The following is a 23,388-nucleotide window of genomic DNA, read 5'->3' on the forward strand; positions in this document are numbered from 1 at the left end:
TTCACTCCCCGCCACGAAGAACACGATGCACCGCCTGCTGATCCTGCTTTCACTGCTCGCCAGCCTGCTGCTGCCGGGCCTGTCCCACGCCGACCCGATCGAACCCGAGAAGGCCTTCAAGCTGCGCGCCCAGGCACTGGATGCGCAGACGGTCGAGGTGGTCTTCGAAGTGGCCAAGGGCTACTACCTGTACGGCGACAAATTCCGCTTCGAGGCCGAGCCCGCCGACGTCAGCTTCGGCCCGGCGGAGAAGCCGGCGGGCAAGACGCACAAGGATGACTTCTTCGGCAACGTGGAAACCCACCGCGGCGAGTTGCGCATCCTGCTGCCGGTGCAGGCGCCGGCGGGCGTGACGCGTTTCGAACTGATCGCGACCAGCCAGGGATGCTGGGATGGCGGCATCTGCTATCCGCCGACGGCGCAGACCGCCGCAATCGACCTCGCCGCACCGCCGAAGAAGGCGGGTGGCGGCTTCCTCGACAACGTGCTGAGCGGCGGTTTCGGCTCGGCCGCTTCGACGCCGGCCGCGCCCGCGGCGTCGGGTGGAGGTGCGCAGGCGGGCAGCGCCGTCTCCAGCGACGAGACGGGCGACATCGCGCGCCTGCTGTCGGGCGCCAGCGTGCCGCTGATCCTGCTGAGCTTCTTCGGCTTCGGCCTGCTGCTGGCCTTCACGCCCTGCACCTTCCCGATGATCCCGATCCTGTCGGGCATCATCGTCGGCCAGGGACACGCCGTCTCGCACATGCGCGCCTTCGTGCTGTCGCTCGCCTACGTGCTGGGGATGGCCGTCACCTACGCACTGGCCGGGGTTGCCGCCGGGCTGTCGGGCACGATGCTGACCGCCGCCCTGCAGAACGTATGGGTGCTGTCGGTGTTCGCGCTGCTCTTCGTGCTGCTGTCGCTGTCGATGTTCGGCTTCTACGAGCTGCAGCTGCCGTCGTCCCTGCAGAGCAAGCTGGCCGACACCGCCAGCCACAACAAGGGCGGCAGCCTGGGCGGCGTGACCGTGATGGGCGTGCTGTCGGCGCTGATCGTCGGCCCCTGCGTGGCTGCGCCGCTGGCCGGCGCCCTGCTCTACATCGCCCAGACCGGCGATGCGGTGCTGGGCGGCTGGGCGCTGTTCGTGATGGCGCTGGGCATGGGCGCGCCACTGCTGGCGGTGGGCGTGGCCTCGCGCAGCCTGCTGCCCAAGGTCGGGCCGTGGATGGAAGGCGTCAAGAAAGCCTTCGGCGTGATGCTGCTGGCGGTCGCGCTGTGGATGATCACGCCGGTGATCCCGCCGCTGGCGATGATGCTGGGCTGGGCGGCGCTGCTGCTGTTCTCGGCCATCTTCCTGCACGCCATCGATCCGTTGCCGCCGCAGGCCAAAGGCTGGCAGCGCTTCTGGAAGGGCGTCGGGGTCGTGCTGCTGCTTTCGGGCGCGGCGATCCTGGTCGGTGCGCTGGCCGGCTCGCGCGATCCGCTGCAGCCGCTGTCGATCCTGCGCGCCCAGGCCGCCGCACCGGTGAATGTGCCGCAGTTCGAGAAGGTGAATTCCGTCGCCGAGCTTGATGCGCGACTCGCCGCCACCGACCGCCCGGTGATGCTCGACTTCTATGCCGACTGGTGCGTGTCGTGCAAGGAGATGGAGCGCTTCACCTTCAGCGACGCGCGCGTGGCCGAACGGATGGGGCAGATGCTGCTGCTCAAGGCCGACGTCACCGCCAACGACGACGAACACAAGGCACTGCTCAAGCGCTTCGGCCTGTTCGGCCCGCCGGGCATCATCTTCTTCGACGCCGAGGGCCAGGAGCGCGAAGGGATGCGGGTCGTGGGCTTCATGAAGGCGGAGCCGTTCGCGACGGTGCTGGATCGGGCGCTCTGAGCGAGGGCGGGTTTTTTCCCCTACAATCCCGCCTTTCCCCTTTCGGTTCAAACCCTTCATGTTCTCCGGCATCGTCGCGGCCGTCGGCCGCATCGAACATATCGAGCCGCTCGCGGATGGCATCCGCCTCAGCGTCGACACCAACGGCCTCGACCTGTCCGACGTCATCCTCGGCGACAGCATCGCGCACAGCGGGGTGTGCCTGACCGTGGTCGAGATGAACGGCCCCAGGCTCAAGTACGACGTCTCGCGCGAGACGCTGAACTGCACCGTGGGCCTCGACGCGGTGGGCAACGAGGTGAACCTGGAGAAGGCGCTGCGCCTGGCCGACCGCCTGGGCGGGCATCTGGTCACCGGCCACGTCGACGGCGTGGGCGAGGTCGTGAAGTTCGCCCCTGTGGGCGAGAGCCACGAGCTGGTGATCCGCGCCCCGGCAGCCATCGCCGGCTACATTGCGAAGAAGGGCTCGATCACCGTCAATGGCGTCAGCCTCACGGTGAATCGCGTCGAGGGCCGCGACTTCTGGATCAACCTGATCCCGCACACCGTGGCGATGACCAACCTCAAGCACCTGCAGGCTGGCAGCAAGGTCAATCTCGAGATCGACCTCATCGCGCGCTACGTCGAGCGCATGCTCGCCTGGCGCAGCGAGGAAGCGGCCGCGCAGGGCTGAATCACGCACACCGCAACGCGTCTTCAGAACGCCCGCAAGAACACCGAAAAAGGACACAGCATGAGCGCACTCGCGCCGATTACCGAGATCATCGCCGACATCAAGGCCGGCCGCATGGTCATCCTGGTCGACGAGGAAGACCGCGAGAACGAGGGCGACCTCGTGATGGCGGCCGAATTCGTCACGCCGGAAGCAATCAACTTCATGGCCAAGCACGGCCGCGGCCTGATCTGCCTGACGCTCACCGACGAGCGCTGCCGCCAGCTCGGCCTGCAGCAGATGGTGCGCGACAACCGCACCCCGCACGGCACCGCTTTCACGGTGTCGATCGAGGCTGCCACCGGCGTCACCACCGGCATCTCAGCCCACGACCGCGCACGCACCGTGCAGGTGGCCGTCGGCCGCCACGCCAAGCCCGAGGACATCGTCACCCCCGGCCACATCTTCCCGCTCACCGCGCAGAAAGGCGGCGTGCTGATCCGCGCCGGCCACACCGAGGCCGGTTGCGATCTTTCACATCTCGCCGGGCTGGAGCCGGCCGCGGTGATCTGCGAGATCCTCAAGGACGACGGCACCATGGCGCGCCTGCCCGACCTCATCGAGTTCGGAAAGGAACACGGTCTCAAGATCGGCGCCATCCGCGACCTGATCGAATACCGCGCCGCCACCGAGCACCTGATCGAGAAGGTCAGCGAGAAGGACGTCGACACCGCCCACGGCCCCTTCACGCTGTCGGCCTTCGAGGACAAGACCTCGGGCGACGTGCATTTCGCGCTGTCGCGCGGCGACATCGCACCCGAGCGCGAGACCCTGGTGCGGGTGCACGAGCCGATCTCGGTGGTCGATTTCCTCGACCCGGCGAGCGGCCGCCACAGCTTCCCGGTGAACGACTCGCTCGCGACCCTCGCCGCAGCCGAGGCCGGCGTGATCGTGCTGCTCTACCGCCCGATGTCGGGCCGCGAGCTGCTCGCCAGCCTCAACGGCACGCAGGACCGCCCGGTGAAATGGGACGCGCGCCTGTTCGGCGTCGGCGCGCAGATCCTGCGCGCGCTGAACGTCGGCAAGATGCGCCTGCTCGCCAGCCCGCGCAAGATCCCGAGCATGACCGGCTTCGGGCTGGAGATCACCGGCTTCGTCGACAAGAACTGACCGAATCACAGAGAACCGCATGCAACGCAACCAACCCGAAAACGCCCGCCAGGGCGCCCGCTACGACGGTATCGACGAGATCGACCCCAACTTCGATGGTGCCGGCGTGCGCGTCGGCATCGTCATGGCGCGCTTCAACCTCGACATCTGCGAAGGCCTGCTGTCGGCCTGCACCGACGAGCTGCTGCAGCTTGGCGTGGCACGCGGCGACATCCGCATCGTCACCGTACCCGGCGCGCTCGAGATCCCGCTGGTGCTGCAGACCATGGCCAGGAGCGGAAACTACGATGCGCTGGTGGCGCTCGGCGCGGTGGTCCGCGGCGAGACCTACCACTTCGAGCTCGTCTCGAACGAAATGGGCGCGGGCGTCACCCGCGTCGGCCTCGACACCGGCCTGCCGATCGCCAACGGCGTGCTGACGACCGAAGATGACGACCAGGCGATCGCGCGCATGCGCGAAAAGGGCGCCGACTGCGCCCGCGCCGTGGTGGAAATGGCCAACCTGCTGAAGGTGGTGCGATGAGCGACATGGACAACACCAGCCCGGCGCCCGAAGGCGCCGGCGCCCCCAACCCGACGAGCAAGATGGCCCGCCGCCGCGCGCGCGAGCTCGCGCTGCAGGGCGTCTACCAGTGGCTGCTGTCGGGCAACACGATGGCCACGGTGCAGCGCCACCTCGAGTCGGAAAGTGAGAACCTCGACAAGACCGACCGCGAGCTCTTCGTCAGCCTGCTGCGGGGCGCCATCGGCAGCGCCGACGAACTGCGCGGCTGCTTCGAGCCGCTGCTGTCGCGTCCGCTGGCCGAACTGTCGCCGATCGAGCACGCGATCCTGCTGCTCGGCACGCTCGAGCTGCGCCACAATATCGACACGCCCTACCGCGTGGTGATCAACGAGGCCATCGAGCTGGCCAAGGGCTACGGCGGCACCGACGGTCACAAGTTCGTCAACGGCGTGCTCGACAAGCTCGCCGCCCGCCTGCGGCCCGAGGAAGTCGCCGCGGCGCGCGCAGCGCGCGGCTGAGCCGCAAGCCGGCCTAGTTACGCGCCGCCGCGGCGCTGCCGCGCACCAGCCGCACATTGACGTAGTCGGTGTGCGGACCGATGCCGGTGGCGCCGTTGTAGAAGGACACGCCCCAGGCGGCAAAGCGGTAGCGCTCGTCCGGCGTCGCCGACCAGAACTTGTGCGCGGGCGAATTCGGGAACACCGTGACGAGCAGCGTGGGCGTGCGATACCCCCCTTCGCAGCTGCCCGGCACCCCTTCGCGCTCCGGCGCCCGGCGCACGCCCGAACTGCAGTAGATCAGCCCCGCCAGTTCGTCGCGCGTCGGCACGCGCCAGTCGGCATGACCGGCAAAGACCATGTCCTCGCCTGCCTTCTGCGCCTGATCCCAGCTCGACAGCTTTGGCTCGCCCACGCACACGCCCGTGTGCCAGGCCTGGCCCACCGCGCAGCGCATCCACATCAGCCCGGAGGCGGTATCGACCGCTGTGCCGTCGTCGCGCAGCTCGAAACCCGCCGTGAAACCCTGTTCCCGCTCGTCCACCTTCTGCAAGGCCTGCTGGTGTGCCGCCTGGGCTACGGCGAGTGCCTCGGCTGAGACGACCGCAGCCGTTGGCGGCGCATCGGAACCACACGCGGCGAGCAGGCTCGCAGCCAGGGCCGCGATCAGGGTGAGGAAGCGGGAAGGCGGAAGAATCGGCATCGTTTCTCCATCGGCCGCCGGCTACGGAACGGCATCGGATTGGGCGCTGGGCGCCGGGCAGGCGATCGTACGCGGAATCGTCGCGGGTGGGGCGGGCTCGCAGCCGGTGAGGATCAGTTGCGCCGTGCGCGCATCACGACGCGTGTACCGTCCCGCAGTTCGAGGCTACCCTCGCGGGTGAGGGCGACCCCCCTGATCCGGTCGGCGGCGGACAGGAAACGCTGCTCTTCCTCCATCAAGCCGGGTTCGCAGGCCATCCGCGTCGCGGCCAGTTGCGAAAGACGCAAGCCCTCACCCGTCAGTGCGTAGCGACCCGCATACCGGTTGCACGCTGCAATGCCAGCGACACGGCCATCGTCCGAGAAGCTCAGCGTTAGGTGCGTCGGGTCATCCACCCGACGGCCATCCACTTCGAGCACCTGCCATGGCTCGCCCTGAATCAGCTCGGCCGGGTCGCCGCCGCAGCCCGTCAGCACGCGCGCCTGCCAGCGCACCTCGACCGTTTTCGGGTGCGGCAAGCCGCTCATGGTATCGGCGCAGAGGCGATCGAACACCGTCACCGACATCTCGCCGCCGGCCGTCATGCCCTGATAGCTGCGCTGTCCCGGCGTGTCGATGACCAGCGGCCCGGGTGCGAACGCGCGCAGATCGCCCCCCTCGGTAAGCAACTCCATGCCTTGCGCCCCGATGTCCAGCCGCCAGGCCGGCTCGTTGCCAACCGCGCGGAACTGCGGTTTCGCGCCTTCGATCCGGCACTCGGGCAGATCCGCGCCGTTCAAGCGCAGGCGCGCCGCGTTGCCCTTCACCCAGATCTCGGTGTCGTCCTCATCCACCGACACTATCCGCATGCCCGAGGCGCTGCGCTCGGGACGCAACGTCCAGTTGCGGCCCTCCACGCTCAGCGTCGCCAGTTCGCCGAAATGGCGCAGGCTCACGACGCGCTCACCGCAGCGAAAGCTGACCGGCGGCTGCGGGTCGAGCTCGAGCACCGCGGCCCGTTCGGACGAAGAGGCAGAAGAACCAAACATCGAGCAGCCCGCCAGCACGAGGGCCGCAGTGCTCAGCAGGACGCAACGAGAGATCGAAGACATGGGGGATCCGGACTGGAAAGCGTGTCCGCGCATTCTATCCGCTTCGCGTACCCGGCTTCCCTGTCGCAGACAACGCTTACACCTGCCCGCGGGTCGCGGTAAGCTCGGCTTGCGAGGAAAAGTCCCATGCATGAAATGTCCCTGGCCGAAAGCGTACGCAGCATCATCGAGGACGCGGCGGAAGCGAACGGCTTCACCAGGGTCCGCCGCGTGATCCTCGAGATCGGTGAGCTTGCGGCGGTCGAAGTCGATGCGCTGCGCTTCTGCCTCGACGTGGTGCTGCAGGACACGCCGGCCGCGGGCGCGGCAGTCGTGGTGGAGCGTGTTGCCGGTGCCGGCTGGTGTCCGGTCTGTGCGAAGACGGTACCGATGCGCGGACGCTACGATGCGTGCCCCCATTGCGGCGACTATCAGCTCAAGGTCACGGCGGGCGAGGAACTGCGCGTCAAGGCACTGGATGTGGCCTGAGCGAAGCCGTGCCCGGCGCGCCAAACCAGAGGAAACCCTGCAATGTGTACGGTGTGCGGTTGCGGAACAGGGGAAACACGAATCGGCGCATTCGGGGGCGGCAAACCGCCAGCACGCGCGCGGCCGACCCCGGGGACGACGCGGGCGTGGCGCCCCCTCGCCAGCCCCACTGTCATCACCGGGTCGACCACCCCTCTTCACGGGGACGCAGCCGCCACGAATGCGACGCAGGACGCGGCCGCACGCGAAACACGCGCCCCGCCCCACCCTCAACGCCTTGACTTCGGCACGGGCCCCGCGCGGGCCCATGCGCCTGGCTTGAGCCAGGGCCAGATGCTGAAGATCGAGCGCGACATCCTCGGCAAGAACGACACCCGCGCCGCCGGGAACCGGGCCTGGCTGCGTGCACGCAGCATCTTCGCGCTCAACCTCGTCTCCAGCCCCGGTTCGGGCAAGACCTCCCTGCTGGTGCGCACCCTGCAGGCGCTGGGCGGACGCGTGCCGGCCGCGGTGATCGAGGGCGACCAGCAGACCGAGTTCGACGCCGAGCGCATCCGCGCCACCGGCGTACCCGCGCTGCAGATCAACACCGGCAAGGGCTGCCACCTCGATGCCGACATGGTGGCGCGCGCGCTGCCGCGCATGGCACTCGCCGACGGCAGCCTGCTGCTGATCGAGAACGTCGGCAACCTGGTCTGCCCGGCGGCCTTCGATCTTGGCGAGGCGCACAAGGTCGTGATCCTGTCGGTCACCGAAGGCGAGGACAAGCCGCTGAAGTACCCGGACATGTTCGCCGCCGCCGACCTGCTGCTGCTGAACAAGGTGGATCTGCTGCCCTATCTCAGCTTCGATACCGCACGCGCCATCGACTACGCGCTGCGGATCAATCCCCGCCTGCGCGTGATCCGCAGCTCGGCCACCAGCGGTGAAGGCATCGACGAATGGCTGGCGTGGATCGACGCGGGCCTGGCCGCCGCATGCGCCTCGGCGCGGCCTGCATGAACGGCTCGCCCGAACCGCGCCGGCTGCCGCCCAAGGACGGCCCGATCGTGACGCCCTCGCCGGCTCCCGGCGGCGGCGAGATGGCAACCGCCCCGAAGATCCGCTTCACCGGGGGGCTCGCCGGTGCGGGGCACGCCCTGCCCATCCTCGCCCTCGGCGCCTGGTTCAAGCACGCGGCCTGCCTGCTGGAACACGATCGCGCGCAGTTCGGCCCCAATCTGGGCGACCTCGACAACGCCGATGCCTGCCGCAGCGTCGAGCCGGCTGCCGCAGCCCTGCTCGCGCAGGCGGACGGCCGGGTGCGCGCCGTTGCGCACGACCTCCACCCCGACTTCCACTCCACCCGCGTCGCCGCCGCGCTGGCGGCGCGGCTGGGGGTGCCGGCGATCGGCGTGCAGCACCACCATGCCCACGTCGCCGCGGTGATTGCCGAGCACGGCCGCTTCGACGCGCGCCCGGTGCTCGGCCTCGCGCTCGACGGCGTCGGCCTCGGCACCGACGGCGAGGCCTGGGGCGGCGAGCTGCTGTGGGTCGCCGGCGCGCGCTTCGTGCGCCTGGGCCACCTGCGCCCGCTGCGCCTGCCCGGCGGCGACCGTGCGGCACGCGAACCCTGGCGCATGGCCGCCGCGCTGCTGCACGCCTGCGGCCGCGGCGACGAAGTCGCACACCGCTTCTCCCGGCAGCCAGCGGCCGCGCTGCTCGGCCAGGTCCTCTCGCGCCCGGCCCTGTGTCCGGCCACGTCCAGCCTCGGCCGCCATTTCGATGCCGCCGCCGCCCTGCTCGGGCTGTGCGAAGTGATGCAGACGGAAGCCGAAGCCGCCGTCGCGCTCGAACGGCTCGCTGCCGGCAGCACCGCCCCCCCCGTCTCGCCGGCCGACTGGCAGATCACACAGGCGACGGCAACGCACGGCCCCTCCGGCCCGTCATCCGAAGCCTCACCACCGGTCGGCGAATTGCCGCCCGACCTCACGCTGCAGCTCGATCTGCACCCCCTGTTGCTGTGCCTCGCCGACGCGCCCGATGCCGGGCGGGGCGCGGCCCGCTTCCACGCCACGCTGGCCGCCGCCCTCACCGACTGGGTCGCCACGGCACGCCGCCTGACGGGCTGCGACACGGTGGTGCTGTCCGGCGGTTGCCTGCACAATCGCCTGCTGTCGGCCGCGCTGCACGCCAGCCTGCCGGCCGTGGGCTGCGAGGTGCTCGGCGCGCAACGCCTGTCGCCCGGCGACGCCGGCCTCGCGCTGGGCCAGGCGTGGGTCGCCTTGCACCAACTCGCCGCCAAGGAAACCTGAACATGTGCCTCGCCCTTCCCACCCGCATCGTCGAATTGCTCGACGGCGACCAGTGCCGCGTCGAGCTGGGTGGCGTGCGCAAGGAAATCTCGCTCGCGCTGATCGACGGCGCCGCTGTCGGCGACTACGTCATCGTGCACGTGGGCTACGCACTGACGAAGCTCGATCCCGAGGAGGCCGCGCAGACGCTGGCGCTGTTTGCCGAGGCCGGGCTCGATCCGGCCACATCCTGCGCGCAGGGTGACAGGGCCACGCCGCGATGAAGTACGCGATGAAGTACATCGACGAGTTCCGCGACCAGGCGCTCGCCGCCGGCCTGGCGCGCGCGATCGCGCACGAGGCCGGTACCGGCCGTGACTACGCCTTCATGGAGTTCTGCGGCGGCCACACGCACACGCTGTCGCGCTACGGCATCGCCGACCTGCTGCCGCCCACCCTGCGGATGATCCACGGCCCCGGCTGCCCGGTCTGCGTGCTGCCGATCGGCCGTGTTGACATGGCGATCCGGCTCGCGCTGTCGCGCCCCGAGGTCATCCTGTGCACCTACGGCGACTGCCTGCGCGTGCCCGCATCCGACGGCCTGTCGCTGCTGAAGGCGAAGGCCCATGGGGCCGACGTGCGCATGGTGTATTCCACAGCCGACGCGCTCGCGCTGGCCCGGCGCGAACCCGGGCGCGAGGTGGTGTTCTTCGCCATCGGATTCGAGACCACCACGCCGCCCACCGCGCTGGTGCTGCGCGAGGCAGCGCGACAGGGACTCGCCAACTTCAGCGTGATCTGCAACCACGTGCTGACGCCTGCGGCAATCGCCGCCATCCTCGAGCCGCCCGGCGGCAACGCGCCGCAGGCGGTGCAGATCGACGGCTTCGTCGGCCCGGCCCACGTATCGACGGTCATCGGCAGCCGCCCCTACGAGGCCTTCGCCTCGACCCACCGCAAGCCGGTGGTCATCGCCGGCTTCGAGCCGCTCGACGTCATGCAGGCCATCCTGATGCTGCTGCGCCAGGTGAACACCGGTCGCGCCGTCGTGGAGAACGAATTCACCCGCGCCGTCACCCGCGACGGCAACCTCAAGGCCCAGGCCCTGGTCGCGGAGGTCTTCGAGCCGCGCCCCGGCTTCGAGTGGCGCGGCCTCGGCACGCTGCCGGACTCGGCGCTGCGCATCCGTGTCGCCTTCACGGCCTGGGATGCCGAAGCGAAGTTCGACCTCGGCTACACGCCCGTGCCGGACAACAAGGCCTGCGAATGCGGCGCCATCCTGCGCGGAGTGAAGTCGCCCATCGACTGCAAGCTCTTCGGCACGGTGTGCACGCCGGAAACACCGATGGGCTCGTGCATGGTGTCCTCCGAAGGCGCTTGCGCCGCGCATTACACCTACGGGCGTTTCCGCGACCTGCCGCTGCGCGCCAGCGACACCGCCACGCCCGCGAACCAGGACACCGCATGAGCGCCGTCAAACCCGGCTACGCCCGCCCGCTGGACCTGCGCACGGGCCGCGTCGGCCTCGCCTTCGGTGCTGGCGGGCGCGCGATGGCGCAACTCATCGCCGAACTGTTCGCGCGCGCCTTTGCCAACGACTATCTGGGACGCGGCGATGACGGCGCGGTGCTGCCCGCCCCGGGTCCGGGCGAACGCCTGGTGATGTCGACCGACGCGCACGTGGTCAGCCCGCTGTTCTTCCCCGGCGGCGACATCGGCAGCCTGTCGGTGCATGGCACGGTAAATGATCTCGCGGTGATGGGCGCCCGTCCGCTGTATCTGGCCGCCAGTTTCATTCTCGAGGAAGGCTTTCCGCTGGCCGATCTCGCCCGCATCGTCGAATCCATGGCCGCTGCCGCGCGCACGGCCGGCGTCCTGGTCGTGACCGGCGACACCAAGGTCGTCGAGCAGGGCAAGGGCGACGGCGTGTTCATCACCACGACCGGGGTCGGCGCACTACCCGCCGGACGCGATCCAGGCGGCGCACGGGCACGGCCGGGCGATGTGGTGCTGGTGTCCGGACGCCTCGGCGAGCACGGCATGGCCATCATGGCGCAGCGCGAATCGCTCGCCTTCGAGTCCGAAATCGTCTCCGACAGCGCGGCGCTCAACGGCTTGGTCGAGGCGCTCTACGCGGCCGTGCCCGCCGACGCGATCCGCGTGCTGCGCGACCCCACGCGCGGCGGCCTGGCAAGCACGCTGAACGAGATCGCCGCGCAATCGGGCGTGGGCATGGAGCTCGACGAGGCCGCGATCCCGGTATCGCCGCCGGTGCGGGCAGCCTGCGAGCTGCTCGGGCTCGATCCGCTCTGCGTCGCCAACGAGGGCCAGCTGGTTGCACTGTGCGCGCCCGAGCACGCCGACGCCCTGCTCGCGGCCATGCGCGCGCATCCGCTCGGCGCCGAGGCGTCGCGCATCGGCACGGCCACCTCCGACCCACAGCATTTCGTGCAGATCCGCACCGGCGTCGGCGGATGGCGGATGGTGGACTGGCTGTCCGGCGAGCAGCTGCCGCGGATATGCTGAAACCGGCTGCCGACGGGCAACCCGGCCACCTTCCCGTTCCCAGGCGGGGCCGCGTCATGCCGCCTTACAACTCATTACCGCGCGACACACACAAGGGCAACGAGTCGGCCTATTGTTCAATCCGAGACAGCAGGGAAGCTTGGACCGGGTGACCGGGGCAATCGCCCCGGCGCCCGCCTCCAGCCGACATGCAAAGGACGATGCGATGCGATTCCCTCACCGACTGTGGCCCCTCGGCCTTGCCGCCAGCCTGCTGCTTGGCGGCTGCGCGGTCGTGCCCGCCGAGCGCTACGAGGTTCGTGAGCACCGGGATTACTACGGCTACGGCGACGAAACGGTGATCATCACCTCGACGCCACGCGTGGAGTATCGCGGCTATCCGCCCGGTGCCGGCTACATCTGGATCGACGGCTACTGGAACCGGGTCGGTGCGCGTCAGGTATGGGTGCCCGGCTACTGGCGGCCGCCGCATGCGCATCCGCGACCGATCGTGCGCGATCGCGACCGGGACCGCGACGACGATCGCCGGTCTCACTGGCGCGAGGAACGTCGCGACCATGATCGAGATCGTGATCGCGTACGCGACCGCGATCACGACGGCGACCGCGACCGTGACCGTCCGCAACCCAGCCCCCGCGAGCGCTTTGTGAATGACCGGCACCGCGATCGTCTGGAGGACACCCGGCCAGAGCGCATCGAAGGACGTCTGCCGGTGGTGCCGCGCAGCCTCCGCAACCGCAGCGACGAGCCAGTCACCGCGGGCGAACGCCGCGAGACGCGGCGGGACGAGCGGGACGACCGGCGGGACGCCGTGCGTGCGATACGCGATCGCGAGCGGGACAATGACGGGCGGGACGCGAGGCCCGACTGGCGCACGCGCATGCAGTCGATCCGCGGCGAGTAGACGCCTGCACCGGGCGCCAGCAAGGTTGCTCAGTTGCCGCATCGCGGCGAGAATCACGCCTTTGGCACCGCCACCCGCGGTGCCGCAATCCGGCGTGCCCATCCTGCGCGCCTTCTTCACCCGCCCAGGCAAAACCATGAAGAAACTTTCCTCGCTGCTCGTGCTCTCCCTCACCGCCGGCGCCCTGCTCACCGGCTGCGGCAAGAACGAATCCGCGCCGTCCCCCCAAGCCGCCGCACCGGCGCCCGCCGCCCCGACGAAGATCGTCATCGGCCTGGACGACAACTTCCCGCCGATGGGCTTCCGCAACGAGAAGAATGAACTCGTGGGCTTCGACATCGATCTGGCGAAGGAAGCGGCCAAGCGCCTCGGCGCCGAAGTCGAGTTCAAGCCGATCGACTGGAGCGCAAAGGAAGCCGAGCTCAACGGCAAGCGCGTCGATGCGCTGTGGAACGGCCTCACCATCACCGAAGAGCGCAAGAAGAACATCGGCTTCACCACCGCCTACATGGAAAACCACCAGATCATCGTGGTCCCGGCCAACTCGGCGGTGAAGACCAAGGCCGACCTCGCCGGCAAGGTCATCGGCATCCAGGACGGCAGCAGCGCGATCGACGCGGTGCAAAAGGACCCGGTCGCCACCTCGTTCAAGGAGCTGAAGAAGTTCGGCGACAACGTCACCGCGCTGATGGACCTGACCACCGGCCGCCTCGATGCCGTGGTGCTCGATGAGGTCGTGGGCCGCTACTACACCGCGAAGAAGCCCGGCGAGTACGTCGTGCTGGACGACCACTTCGGCACCGAAGAGTACGGCGTCGGTACCCGCAAGGACGACACCGAGCTGCTGGCCAGGCTGCAGAAGGCGATGGACGACATGAAGGCCGACGGCAGCGCCGGACGCATCTCGACCGAGTGGTTCGGCAAGGACATCATCAAGTAAGCCGACCCGGGACCGTGCAGGCGGGGCCACCCCGGCACGCCTGCCCCCCTCCGACGCTGTACGGCGCCTGACACGGCGCCGCATTTTTTGCCGGCGCCGTGATCGCCCCTGCGGCCCTCGCGACCGGGCTCTCCGCCCCGCCGGCTTCGCGCCCCGCGCGCCCTGCCCGGAGTCCGCTCATGGACTACATCCTCAGCATCCTCGGCCCGCTCGCCGAGGGCTCGCTGGTCACGCTCAAGCTCTTCTTCATCACGCTCGCGCTGGCGGTGCCGCTCGGCCTCGCGCTGGCGCTGATCCGCATCTCGCGCTTCACTGTCGCCAGTCAGGCGGTCAATGGCTACATCTGGCTGATGCGCGGCACGCCGCTGATGCTGCAGCTGCTGTTCATCTACTTCGCGCTGCCCTTCGTGCCGGTGATCGGCATCCGCCTGCCGGACTTCCCGGCGGCGATCGTGGCCTTCGCGCTGAACTACGCCGCCTATTTCGCCGAGATCTTCCGCGCCGGCATCCAGTCGATCGACCGGGGCCAGTACGAAGGCGCCAAGGTGCTCGGCTTTTCCTACGGCCAGACCATGCGCCGCATCGTGCTGCCGCAGGTGGTCAAGCGCATCCTGCCGCCGATGAGCAACGAGACCATCACCCTGGTCAAGGACACCTCGCTGATCTACGTGCTCGCGCTCAACGACCTGCTGCGCGCAGCGCGCGGCATCGTGCAGCGCGACTTCACGATCACGCCCTTCATCGTTGCCGCCGGCTTCTACCTGCTGATGACGCTGGTGCTGACCTGGCTGTTCCAGCGCCTGGAGAAACGCCATGCCGTCTATGACTGAGGCCGCAGCGATGAGCACACCGATGCCCGAACCGATGATTCTCGCCGAAGGCATCCGCAAGCGCTTCGGCACGCACGAGGTCCTCAAGGGCGTGTCGCTGACGCTCGCCAAGGGCGAGGTGGTGGCGGTGATCGGCCCGTCGGGCTCGGGCAAGAGCACCTTCCTGCGCTGCCTGAACCATCTGGAAACCATCGACAGCGGCCGGCTGGTGATCGAGGGCGACGTGCTCGCCGACAACGACGCCAGCGGCCACGCACACTACGTCGCCGAGGCCGAGGTGCGTCGCATCTGCCGCCGCATGGGCATGGTGTTCCAGCACTTCAACCTGTTCCCGCACATGACGGTGCTGCAGAACGTCATCGAGGCGCCGGTCACGGTCAAGGGCCTCAAGCGCGAGGCGATCCTGCCGACGGCCGAGGAACTGCTGCGCAAGGTCGGCCTGTTCGACAAGCGCGACGCCTACCCGTCGCGACTGTCCGGAGGCCAGAAACAGCGCGTGGCGATCGCGCGCGCGCTCGCCATGGAGCCGGACATCATGCTGTTCGACGAGCCCACTTCGGCGCTCGACCCGGAGCTGACCGGAGAGGTCCTGCGCACCATGCGCCAGCTCGCCGACGAGCATATGACCATGCTGGTGGTGACGCACGAGATGGGTTTTGCGCGCGAGGTGGCGAGCCGGGTGGTATTCATGGACGGCGGCGAGCTGATCGAGTCCCAGCCGGCGGCGGCGTTCTTCGCCAGCCCGCAGCATCCGCGCACGCGCGCCTTCCTCGACAGCATGCTCTGAGGCCCGGGCGCAGCGCCGCTTTCGTCCCCGGCTATGGACGCACCAGGACTCCCGACAGCCGCCCGGCCTCCTCGCCAAAGCACGCCACCAGCCAGTCCGCCGTTGCAGCCACTCTGGGCAAGGGGCGCGCATCCGGATGGATCAGCATCCAGAGTTCCCGGCTCAGAACCGGGTGCGGTCCGGACAGGCGGGCCAGGCGCGGGTCCGGGTCGGCGAGAAAACAGGGCAGCAGGCCCTGCCCGACGCCGTCCGCCACGGCCCTGGCCAGCCCGCGCACGCTGTTGGCACGCAGCCGGATACGGCCACTGCCGAGCATGGCCTGCAGGCGCCGCATCTCCGGCGTATGTGCCAGATCCTCGTTGTATGCCACCCAGTCGCCGGCACTGACCTGCAGGTCTCCGCGCGCCGCCCCATAGAGCGCGAAACCCACGTCCGCCAGTTTGCGGATCAGGAGGTCACCACTCGCAGGGCGCGCCAGGCGTATGGCGATGTCGGCCTCGCGGCGGGCGACATTGAGGTTGTCGTTGCTGGCGACGAGATCCACGCAGAGTTCCGGGTGGCGGGTGTAGAGGCCGGGCAGGCGCGGCACCAGCCAGTCGCCAATGAAGGCGCCGACCGCGGTGATCCGCACCACGCCGCCGACCGCAGCGGCGCCGGCCTCGGCCAGGCGGCTGATCCCGGCCACGTCTTCCTCGATGCGCCCCGCCCGCTCCAGCACCCGGCCACCGACCGCCGTGGGCCGCCACAGGCCGTCGTTGCGCTCGAACAGCGGCGTGCCCAGATCCTGCTCGAGTGTGCGCAGGCGGCGGGCGACGGTGGTCTGGTCCACGCCAAGCTGGCGCGCAGCCGCGGCCAGCGTGCCCTCCCTGCCAAGCGTGACGAGAAAACGCAGATCGTCCCAGTTCATGTGCGCAGAACCTGCAAATTTGCAGCAGCATAGCGCATCGCCGCACATTTACGCTGGCACACGGCGGGATGTAGTCTCATGGTACGTTCCATGACCTCGCGAGGATCCTGCCCATGAGCACCGCATCGCCCACCCTGCGCCACTTGTCCGGCCTGCCTGTCGCACCGGCCCGCCTGTCCGAGTCCGCCCTGATCATCGTCGACGCCCAGAACACCTACCGCAGTGGCGTCATGCAACTCACCGATGTGGAGCCGGCACTCGATGAATGCGCACGGCTCCTCGCCCGCGCCCGCGCGCTGAGGGTGCCGGTGGTGCACATCCAGCACGATGCCGGCCCCGGGTCACCCTACGACCCAAAGGCCGAATGCGGCGCGATCGCCGACAAGGTGGCACCGGTCGTCGGCGAGCCGGTGGTGGTCAAGCATTATCCGAACTCCTTCGTCGGCACCGAACTCGACGGACATCTCAAGGCGGCGGGGGTGAAGAACCTCGTCATCGTGGGCTTCATGACCCACATGTGCATCAACTCCACCGCGCGCGGCGCCTTCAACCTCGGCTACGCGGTGACCGTCCCGGCCGCCGCTACGGCCACGCGCGCGCTGCCCGCGCCCGACGGCAGCGTCATCGAAGCGGCGACCCTGCAGTCCGCCGCACTGGCCGCACTCGCCGACCTGTTCGCGGTCGTGGTGGCCAACGGCGCAGCCATTCCGGACTGAGCCGCGGCGGGTGAGACCGTAGACGGCCCACGGCCCCCGACAGCGGATGCGCTGAAGGGGGCCGTGACGGTTCACGAGGCCGGCGAACCGGCCGGCGTCAAGACTCGGTCAGCCGCGCGAGCGACGGTCGCCGTGGCTGCGTTCGCTACGCGACGGATGACCATCACGGCTGAAACCACCGGCGCGACGACTGTCACCGCCCGGACGGCCGAAGCCGCCGCCGCTGCCGAAGCGACGACCGCCGTTGCCAGCAGGACGCGGGCCCGCCGGCTTGCGCGGCGAAGGCTCCATGCCGGGGATGGTGTGAACTTCCAGGCGGCCGCCGGTGAAGCGTTCGATGGCACGGATCAGGCCGGTCTCGCGCGGGCCCGACAAGGTGATCGCGACGCCGTCGCGACCGGCACGACCGGTACGGCCGATGCGGTGCACGTAATCCTCGGCCTGGCGCGGCGGATCGAAGTTGATGACATGGCTGATGCCGGCGACGTCGATGCCGCGCGCGGCGACGTCGGTCGCCACCAGCACGCCGATGCGGCCCTGGCGCAGGCGATCGAGGGTGCGGTTACGCTGGGTCTGGTGCATGTCGCCATGCAGCGCGGCCGCGGCGATGCCTTTTTCCTGCAGCGACAGCGACAGTTCGTCGGCGCTGCGCTTGGTGGCGGTGAAGACCACGGCCTGGTTCATCCCCTCCTCGCCGAGCAGGGCGTGGAGCAGGCGGCTCTTGTGGCCAAGGTCATCGGCGAACATCAGACGCTGCTCGATCTGGCCGCGGTCTTCCTGAGCCACTTCGATCTCGATGCGCTGCGGGTCGCGGGTCATGCGGGTGGCCATGCTGCCCACCACGCCATCAAGCGTGGCCGAGAACAGCAGGGTCTGGCGCTTGGCCGGGGTGGCGGCGACGATGGCATCGATGTCTTCGGCGAAACCCATGTCGAGCATGCGGTCGGCCTCGTCGAGGATCAGCACCTCGACATCGGACAACTTGATCTTGCGACGGGTCAGGTGGTCGAGCAGACGGCCCGGCGTGGCGACGACGACGTCGCACTGGCGCTGCAGCTGCTTGATCTGGGCGAACATCGGCGCACCGCCGACGAGGCAGGCGGTGTTGAGCCAGCGCAAGGCCTTGCCATAGGTCTGAACGGCCTTCTCGACCTGCTGAGCCAGTTCGCGGGTCGGGGTCAGCACCAGCACGCGCGGGCCGCTGCCCTGGGCAGGACGGCGATCGATGATCTTGTGCAGCGCGGGGAGCGTGAAGGCAGCGGTCTTGCCGCTTCCGGTGTGGCTCGACACCAGCAGGTCGCGACCGGCGATGGCGGCGGGAATGGCCTGCATCTGCACCGGGGTCGGCGTGGTGTAGCCGGTCTGTTCAACGGCCTTGAGGAGTTCTGCGGCGAGGCCGAGGCTCTGGAAAGTCATGTGATTCTTCCTGTGTCTTGCACGCCGGCCTCGATCGAAGCGAGGGCCGGACGGGTTCGGGCCCTGGAGTGGGCCTCAATGGCATCGCGCCGCGCCGTACCGGATCGTCCGGAACGGAAGCGGGATCGCAAGGGCGACAAACGCGCGATGGGCGTGGCTGGTCTCGTCGGCCTTCGGAAAAGCCTGCTAGACCGCGCATCGGCACCAACCGGTTGTCACGATGCCAGACGCTCGGAAGAACGTATGGGGTTCGGCGGGAGGTCGGGGGCGATGGGGCTGTGGTTACAGTCCCTCGGGCCGGGCTGGCGGGCATCCTTGTCCGCGCCAAAAACCGCTATGGCCCTGCTGCTGCATTGCACAACGAGGCGCAGTATATCGACTTTCGCCGCCGCTGTCGCTGAAATCTTGAGAAAAGTGCTTGACCAAAACAAAAAGCGGGTTGGCGCCCCAGGCACCGACCCGCTCTGGAAGGGGCGACGCCCCGCCCGACTTACGTGCTTGCTTACTTGTTGACCGCGGCCTTGAGCGTGGCGCCAGCGGTGAACTTGGGCACGCTCGACGCAGCGATCTCGATGGTCGCGCCGGTCTGCGGATTACGGCCGGTACGGGCAGCGCGCTTCGAGACTTCGAACGAGCCGAAGCCGGTGAACGCAACCTTCTCGCCCTTGCCGAGCTGCTCGGCGATGATGTCGAGCACGGCGGACAGCGCGCGATCAGCCTGTGCGCGGGAAACGTCCATACGGTCAGCCAGTGCTTCGACGAATTCACCTTTGTTCATGCTTTTCCTCGATTGGTGTGAGTGGAGTGTTCTGGAGAGTCCGATCTACGCGGCGGATTCTAGCACCGTCGCGGCTTGTGGGGCATTTCGTAACACGCTGGCGTGACGTGTGGCATAAGGCGTCTCCGGTCTGCGGCGCCGACCCCAGAATCAAAGGCCGCACGGGCTGCATGTGCAGCCAACTTCCGCGCTATCCTTGCAGCACGAAGGAACCCGTGCCCGAGGGCCGTAATGCAGCAGCAACCATCCGCCGACGACGAAGGCGTTGTCCGCATCACCGCACACCGCCGCGCCAACCGCATCGTCAGGACGACGGTGGCCATGCCCGGCGCGGCTGCCCGCAGTCGTCTTCTCATCGGACTCGATCCGGCCGCGGCGATCGACACCCTCGCCGCCCACGCGACGCACAGCCCGCGCGCCCATGCGCTGGCGCTCGGCCAGGCCTGTGCCGCCGCGATGGGCGACGCCCCGCCGGACCACGCCACGCTCGTCGCCATCGAGCGCGAACTGGCGGCCGAGGCGGCCGGCACGCATCTGCGCCGGCTCCTGATCGAATGGCCCCAAGCGCTCGGACATGATGCGCGCCATAGCCGCTACAACGAGTTCCATCGCCGCCTGAGGACGAAAACCGACGCCGCCTCGTTCTTCGAACTCGGTGGCGACGTGCTTGACCTGGTGGCGCGCGAGATGCTGGCGGGCTTCTTCAACCGCATCCGCATGCCGCACAACCTCGCCGAGTTCATCGAGCGGGCGGACACCGGCAGCATCCTCGGCGCCGTGTTGCGCGACATGATCGAGCTCGGCCCCTCGCAGCCCAGCGCGGGACGCGGCGTTGCCATCCTCGGCACGCAGACCGCCGCCGCGTGGGTGGCGACGATCGGAGCCTGGCCGTCGGACGAATTTGTCGCCCATCCGACCTTCGCCGGCGAACCGGCAGAGACGGGCCCGCTGGCACGGCATGCCGCCTCGCCGCTGGTGCGCCTGCTGCTGGACCGCGGCCACCGGCTGTCGGCGCGTCTGTTCTCGAAGATCATCGACCTGGCCGACTGCGCCAGTCGCATGCGTTATCCGCTGACTGACGAAGTTCCCCCGCTGCTCGATGCGGCAGCGGCGGGTCCGGGAGTCGGCATGGCCCGCGCCAGCACGGCGCGCGGCGTGCTGTTGTGCTGGGTCAGGATGGAGGCGGGACGCATCGCCGACTGTCGCATCGTGCCCGCGGCGGCATGGAACTTCCATCCGGAAGGCGCCTTCTGCCGCGAAGCCTGCAGCAGCATCGACGAAAGCCCGGAGGCCGCGATGCGCCGCCTGTCACTGCTGGCGCTGGCGCTGGACCCGTCACTGCCCTATCGCATCGAGCTGGTCGAAGACACGGGCAAGGGCCGCAAACGCGCCTGAACGCGGCGCGCCCGGTCAGTCGGCGACGCGGCGATAGGCGCCACCGAAGTACAGCAGGGGCAGGCGCTCCTCGCGATCGAAATCGACCACTTCGCTGATGAACACGATGTGGTCGCCACCGTCGTGACGCACGGTGTTGCGGCACACGAAGCGCGCGCAGCAGCCCTTGAGCAAGGGCACCCCGCCCTGCCCGACCTCGACCTCCAGCCCGGCGAAGCGCTCGCCGTTGCGGCTGGCGAAGCGTTGCGACAGTTCCATCTGGTCTTCGGCCAGCACGTTGATCGCGTAGTATTCGCAGCCCTCGAACAACGGCCGGCTCGGCAGATCGTTGGCGAGGCTCCACACGATCAGCGGCGGATCGAGCGACACGGAGTTGAACGAATTCACCGTCAGCCCGATCGGTTCGCCGGCCGGCGTGCGCGTGGTCACCACCGTGATGCCGGTCGCGAACATGCCGAGGGCGTTGCGGAAACGGCGGGAGAAGTCCTCGCCGGAGAGCGTCTGCTGGGTCATGGGGGCGTCGTCGCGGTGGGATCCGCGCCTGTAGTAATACGAACGAAGGCGCGGATTATGGCCGCACGGGGAACCTACGTCGAGGGTGGGCGCCCTGATTCATCACAAAAAACGCAGGAAAAACCGTGACATGAGTGATTTCGCCGACCGCCTGATCGCCTGGCAGCGCCACCACGGGCGCCATGACCTGCCCTGGCAGGGCGGACACGACCCGTACCGCATCTGGCTGTCAGAGATCATGCTGCAGCAGACCCAGGTCGACACCGTCATCCCCTACTACCAGCGCTTCCTCGCGCGCTTCCCGGATGTTGCCAGCCTCGCGGCGGCGCCGGTGGAAGACGTGATGACCCTGTGGAGCGGCCTCGGCTACTACGCGCGCGCCCGCAACCTGCATCGCGCGGCATGCACGATCGTCGAGGCACACGGCGGGGCCTTTCCGCGCAGCGCGGCGGAGATCGCCGGCCTGCCGGGCATCGGGCGCTCGACTGCCGCCGCCATCGCCGCCTTCGCCTATGGCGAGCGCGCCGCCATCCTCGACGGCAACGTCAAGCGCGTGCTGTGCCGCATTTTCGGCGTGGAGGGGTTCCCTGGCGAGAAGGCGGTGGAGAACCGCCTGTGGGCACTGGCGGAATCACTGCTGCCCGAGCATGAGGTCGGACGCTACATCCAGGCCCAGATGGACCTCGGTGCCACCCTCTGCACCCGCGGCAAGCCGGCCTGCAGCCGCTGCCCCTTCGCCGACGACTGTGTCGCGCGCCGCGAGAACCGCGTCGCCGAGCTACCGACGCCGCGGCCGAAGAAAGTCGTGCCGCGCCGCCAGGCACGCTTTGCGGTCATCACGCACGAGGACCGGGTGCTGCTGGAGCGTCGGCCGCCGACCGGGATCTGGGGCGGACTGCTGGCCCTGCCCGAGATCCCTGACGAAGTGGCCGACGTGGGCGCCTGGGCTGCAGCGCGCTTCGGGCTCGCCTGCGCGGCGCCGCAGCCGCTGGCCCCGCTGACGCATGCGTTCACCCATTTCGTGCTCGACATCGAGCCGCTCCGACTGCAAGCCACCGCGAATGCAGCGCCGCACACCCTGGCGGATGAGCCCGCCCTGCTGTGGCAGCCGCTTGCCGGCGCAGACGAGGCCGCGCTGCCGACCCCGGTGCGCCGGATCCTCTGCGCCTTGCAGACGCCGGACCTGTTCTCGGGCTGAAGCGGGCTCAGGCGAGCTTCGGCAACAATCCGTGCTCGCGCAGGAACTGCTGCAGGATCTCCAGCCGGCTGATCACGTCATCGAGTTCGAGCAGACGCTGCTTGGCCTCCAGCGGCACCGGCAGCAATTCTGCGTAGCGCGCACCGACCCAGCCCGCATCGTCGAAGCGGTGCGGCGGCGGCAGGCGGTCGCCGAGTTCGGCGACGATGGTCTTCAGCAACGGCAGCAGGTCGAGCTGGGCAGTGGGCATCGGCTGCGGCGCGGGCTCGTCCAGCCAGCGCACCTCGCCCACCAGCAGGCCGTCGCGTTCGACCTCGTGATCGACGACGCGAAAACGTCGGCCGCCGCGCGTCACCAAGGTCAGCAACCCCGCCTGCTCCATGTCCCACTGCTCGATGTGCGCAGCCGTACCCACCGGATGTGGCACCGCCGTCTCGCCGACCTCCTCGCCAGCGGCGATCAGGCATACGCCGAACGGCGAGCCCTCCCGCATGCAGCGCGTGACCATGTCCATGTAGCGCGGCTCGAACACGCGCAGCGGCAGCACGCCTTCGGGGAACAGCACGGTCTTGAGCGGAAACAGCGGCAGGCGCGTCAACGTGCTGGATGTATCGCTCATCGGTCACGGCCCTCGGCTTGCGCGGCGTCCTCGCCCCAGCGCGCCATCAACGCATGCGCGACGCCGAGCTGGTCGAGGATGCGTGCGACAACGAAGTCAACGAGGTCTCCGACCGACTGCGGGTGGTGATAGAAGCCCGGGTTGGGCGGCAGGATGCACACGCCCAGGCGCGCGAGCCTGAGCATGTTCTCGAGATGGATCGCCGAATACGGCGTCTCCCGCGGCACCAGCACCAGCTTGCGTCCTTCCTTGATCACGACGTCGGCCGCGCGCTCGATCAGGTTCTGGCTCAGTCCGCCGGCAATGGCGGCCAGCGTCGCCATCGTGCACGGGCACACCACCATCGCGTCGGGCGGATTCGATCCCGAGGCCGGCGGCGCGAACCACTCCTCGCGGCCGAACACGCGCAACTGGCCCGGCGCCGCGCCGAAGCGCGCCGACAGCTCGGCCTCGACCTCCGCCGGGCGCGCCGGCAGGTTCCAGTCCATCTCCTGCCGGGCGACGATCTGCGCCACCTGCGAATACAGCAGCCACACGCGATGTCCGGCCTGCAGCAGGCATTCGACCAGCCGCACCCCATAGGGCAGGCCGGACGCGCCGGTGAATGCGACGGTAATGGTACGTGGGGGGCTCATC

At 69.2% G+C, this 23,388-nt stretch carries 26 protein-coding genes; 18 read left to right on the top strand and 8 right to left on the bottom strand.

The window, feature by feature from the left end; translation table 11 throughout:
* The first annotated feature begins 25 nt into the window (after positions 1–25).
* From dsbD to nusB, 5 genes are read left to right on the top strand one after another with little or no spacing between them, the layout of a single operon-like run.
* Positions 26–1,864 (top strand): protein-disulfide reductase DsbD, encoded by a 1,839-nt coding sequence (gene dsbD, locus AC731_RS13555; RefSeq protein ID WP_048706863.1) that lies wholly within the window; start codon positions 26–28, stop codon positions 1,862–1,864.
* A 58-nt stretch (positions 1,865–1,922) separates the two neighbouring features.
* Positions 1,923–2,537 carry a riboflavin synthase gene (locus tag AC731_RS13560; RefSeq protein WP_048706865.1) on the top strand — a complete coding sequence of 205 codons (615 nt, stop codon included), beginning with the start codon at positions 1,923–1,925 and terminating at the stop codon, positions 2,535–2,537.
* A gap of 60 nt (positions 2,538–2,597) precedes the next feature.
* On the top strand, positions 2,598–3,686 hold the full coding sequence (gene ribBA, locus AC731_RS13565; RefSeq protein ID WP_048706867.1) for a bifunctional 3,4-dihydroxy-2-butanone-4-phosphate synthase/GTP cyclohydrolase II: 1,089 nt from the start codon (positions 2,598–2,600) through the stop codon (positions 3,684–3,686).
* Between the two features lie 19 nt (positions 3,687–3,705).
* A complete protein-coding gene (ribH, locus tag AC731_RS13570) occupies positions 3,706–4,209 on the top strand; it encodes a 6,7-dimethyl-8-ribityllumazine synthase (RefSeq protein WP_048706869.1) in 504 nt (167 codons plus the stop codon).
* The gene (nusB, locus tag AC731_RS13575; RefSeq protein ID WP_004292673.1) at positions 4,206–4,709 is read left to right on the top strand and encodes a transcription antitermination factor NusB; all 504 of its coding nucleotides are present in this window, start codon (positions 4,206–4,208) and stop codon (positions 4,707–4,709) included. Before ribH ends, nusB begins: the two co-directional genes overlap by 4 nt.
* Before the next feature lie 13 nt (positions 4,710–4,722).
* Here nusB and AC731_RS13580 read toward each other — a convergent pair whose 3' ends face one another.
* The gene (locus AC731_RS13580) at positions 4,723–5,391 is read right to left on the bottom strand and encodes an Lcl C-terminal domain-containing protein (protein ID WP_048706873.1); all 669 of its coding nucleotides are present in this window, start codon (positions 5,389–5,391) and stop codon (positions 4,723–4,725) included.
* A 113-nt stretch (positions 5,392–5,504) separates the two neighbouring features.
* Positions 5,505–6,482, bottom strand: coding sequence for an META domain-containing protein (locus tag AC731_RS13585; protein WP_048706874.1), 978 nt, complete (start codon positions 6,480–6,482; stop codon positions 5,505–5,507).
* A gap of 126 nt (positions 6,483–6,608) precedes the next feature.
* Between AC731_RS13585 and hypA the strand changes: the two genes are divergently transcribed.
* The 10 genes from hypA (at position 6,609) to AC731_RS13635 (ending at position 15,210) form a co-directional block, all read left to right on the top strand.
* A complete protein-coding gene (hypA, locus tag AC731_RS13590) occupies positions 6,609–6,950 on the top strand; it encodes a hydrogenase maturation nickel metallochaperone HypA (RefSeq protein ID WP_004292678.1) in 342 nt (113 codons plus the stop codon).
* Between the two features lie 42 nt (positions 6,951–6,992).
* Entirely contained in the window at positions 6,993–7,952 is a 960-nt protein-coding gene (gene hypB / locus AC731_RS13595) for a hydrogenase nickel incorporation protein HypB (RefSeq protein WP_048706876.1), read from the top strand.
* 80 nt (positions 7,953–8,032) lie between these two features.
* The gene (locus tag AC731_RS13600) at positions 8,033–9,244 is read left to right on the top strand and encodes a Kae1-like domain-containing protein (protein WP_048710141.1); all 1,212 of its coding nucleotides are present in this window, start codon (positions 8,033–8,035) and stop codon (positions 9,242–9,244) included.
* Positions 9,245–9,246: 2 nt separating this feature from the next.
* The gene (locus AC731_RS13605) at positions 9,247–9,507 is read left to right on the top strand and encodes a HypC/HybG/HupF family hydrogenase formation chaperone (protein ID WP_048706879.1); all 261 of its coding nucleotides are present in this window, start codon (positions 9,247–9,249) and stop codon (positions 9,505–9,507) included.
* 8 nt (positions 9,508–9,515) lie between these two features.
* Positions 9,516–10,691 (top strand): hydrogenase formation protein HypD, encoded by a 1,176-nt coding sequence (hypD, locus tag AC731_RS13610; RefSeq protein ID WP_048706881.1) that lies wholly within the window; start codon positions 9,516–9,518, stop codon positions 10,689–10,691.
* Positions 10,688–11,749 carry a hydrogenase expression/formation protein HypE gene (gene hypE / locus AC731_RS13615; RefSeq protein WP_048706884.1) on the top strand — a complete coding sequence of 354 codons (1,062 nt, stop codon included), beginning with the start codon at positions 10,688–10,690 and terminating at the stop codon, positions 11,747–11,749. Before hypD ends, hypE begins: the two co-directional genes overlap by 4 nt.
* Before the next feature lie 205 nt (positions 11,750–11,954).
* Positions 11,955–12,653: a YXWGXW repeat-containing protein gene (locus AC731_RS13620; RefSeq protein ID WP_048706886.1), complete on the top strand. Its 699-nt coding sequence runs from the start codon at positions 11,955–11,957 to the stop codon at positions 12,651–12,653.
* Between the two features lie 136 nt (positions 12,654–12,789).
* A complete protein-coding gene (locus tag AC731_RS13625; protein WP_048710143.1) occupies positions 12,790–13,593 on the top strand; it encodes an amino acid ABC transporter substrate-binding protein in 804 nt (267 codons plus the stop codon).
* Between the two features lie 179 nt (positions 13,594–13,772).
* Positions 13,773–14,423 (top strand): amino acid ABC transporter permease, encoded by a 651-nt coding sequence (locus tag AC731_RS13630; RefSeq protein WP_004263598.1) that lies wholly within the window; start codon positions 13,773–13,775, stop codon positions 14,421–14,423.
* 34 nt (positions 14,424–14,457) lie between these two features.
* Positions 14,458–15,210, top strand: a complete 753-nt coding sequence (locus AC731_RS13635) for an amino acid ABC transporter ATP-binding protein (protein ID WP_004263600.1) — start codon at positions 14,458–14,460, stop codon at positions 15,208–15,210.
* 31 nt (positions 15,211–15,241) lie between these two features.
* Here AC731_RS13635 and AC731_RS13640 read toward each other — a convergent pair whose 3' ends face one another.
* Complete coding sequence (locus AC731_RS13640) at positions 15,242–16,117, bottom strand: LysR family transcriptional regulator (protein WP_048706889.1); 876 nt, start codon at positions 16,115–16,117, stop codon at positions 15,242–15,244.
* Between the two features lie 113 nt (positions 16,118–16,230).
* Here AC731_RS13640 and AC731_RS13645 point away from each other — a divergent pair, with 113 nt between their 5' ends.
* Positions 16,231–16,833 (top strand): cysteine hydrolase family protein, encoded by a 603-nt coding sequence (locus AC731_RS13645; RefSeq protein ID WP_048706892.1) that lies wholly within the window; start codon positions 16,231–16,233, stop codon positions 16,831–16,833.
* A gap of 108 nt (positions 16,834–16,941) precedes the next feature.
* Here the strand turns inward: AC731_RS13645 and AC731_RS13650 are convergent, their stop codons facing one another.
* Together AC731_RS13650 and AC731_RS13655 are read right to left on the bottom strand one after the other, a co-directional pair.
* Positions 16,942–18,249 carry a DEAD/DEAH box helicase gene (locus AC731_RS13650; RefSeq protein ID WP_004263610.1) on the bottom strand — a complete coding sequence of 436 codons (1,308 nt, stop codon included), beginning with the start codon at positions 18,247–18,249 and terminating at the stop codon, positions 16,942–16,944.
* 502 nt (positions 18,250–18,751) lie between these two features.
* Positions 18,752–19,027, bottom strand: a complete 276-nt coding sequence (locus AC731_RS13655) for an HU family DNA-binding protein (protein WP_004263612.1) — start codon at positions 19,025–19,027, stop codon at positions 18,752–18,754.
* A 231-nt stretch (positions 19,028–19,258) separates the two neighbouring features.
* On the opposite strand from AC731_RS13655, the gene AC731_RS13660 reads away from it, so the two are divergent.
* Entirely contained in the window at positions 19,259–20,422 is a 1,164-nt protein-coding gene (locus tag AC731_RS13660; protein ID WP_048706894.1) for a hypothetical protein, read from the top strand.
* 15 nt (positions 20,423–20,437) lie between these two features.
* Here the strand turns inward: AC731_RS13660 and AC731_RS13665 are convergent, their stop codons facing one another.
* Positions 20,438–20,935, bottom strand: a complete 498-nt coding sequence (locus tag AC731_RS13665) for a flavin reductase family protein (RefSeq protein ID WP_004263636.1) — start codon at positions 20,933–20,935, stop codon at positions 20,438–20,440.
* Between the two features lie 130 nt (positions 20,936–21,065).
* On the opposite strand from AC731_RS13665, the gene mutY reads away from it, so the two are divergent.
* On the top strand, positions 21,066–22,133 hold the full coding sequence (mutY, locus tag AC731_RS13670) for an A/G-specific adenine glycosylase (protein ID WP_048706896.1): 1,068 nt from the start codon (positions 21,066–21,068) through the stop codon (positions 22,131–22,133).
* Between the two features lie 7 nt (positions 22,134–22,140).
* Here the strand turns inward: mutY and AC731_RS13675 are convergent, their stop codons facing one another.
* Both AC731_RS13675 and AC731_RS13680 read right to left on the bottom strand, forming a co-directional pair.
* Entirely contained in the window at positions 22,141–22,752 is a 612-nt protein-coding gene (locus AC731_RS13675) for an LON peptidase substrate-binding domain-containing protein (protein ID WP_048706898.1), read from the bottom strand.
* Positions 22,749–23,387 carry a flavin prenyltransferase UbiX gene (locus AC731_RS13680; protein WP_048706901.1) on the bottom strand — a complete coding sequence of 213 codons (639 nt, stop codon included), beginning with the start codon at positions 23,385–23,387 and terminating at the stop codon, positions 22,749–22,751. The genes AC731_RS13675 and AC731_RS13680 overlap by 4 nt, the downstream gene beginning before the upstream one ends.
* Between the last annotated feature and the right edge of the window lies 1 nt (position 23,388).

Origin of the sequence: Thauera humireducens (assembly GCF_001051995.2) — a bacterium.
Taxonomy (GTDB): Bacteria; Pseudomonadota; Gammaproteobacteria; order Burkholderiales; family Rhodocyclaceae; genus Thauera; species Thauera humireducens.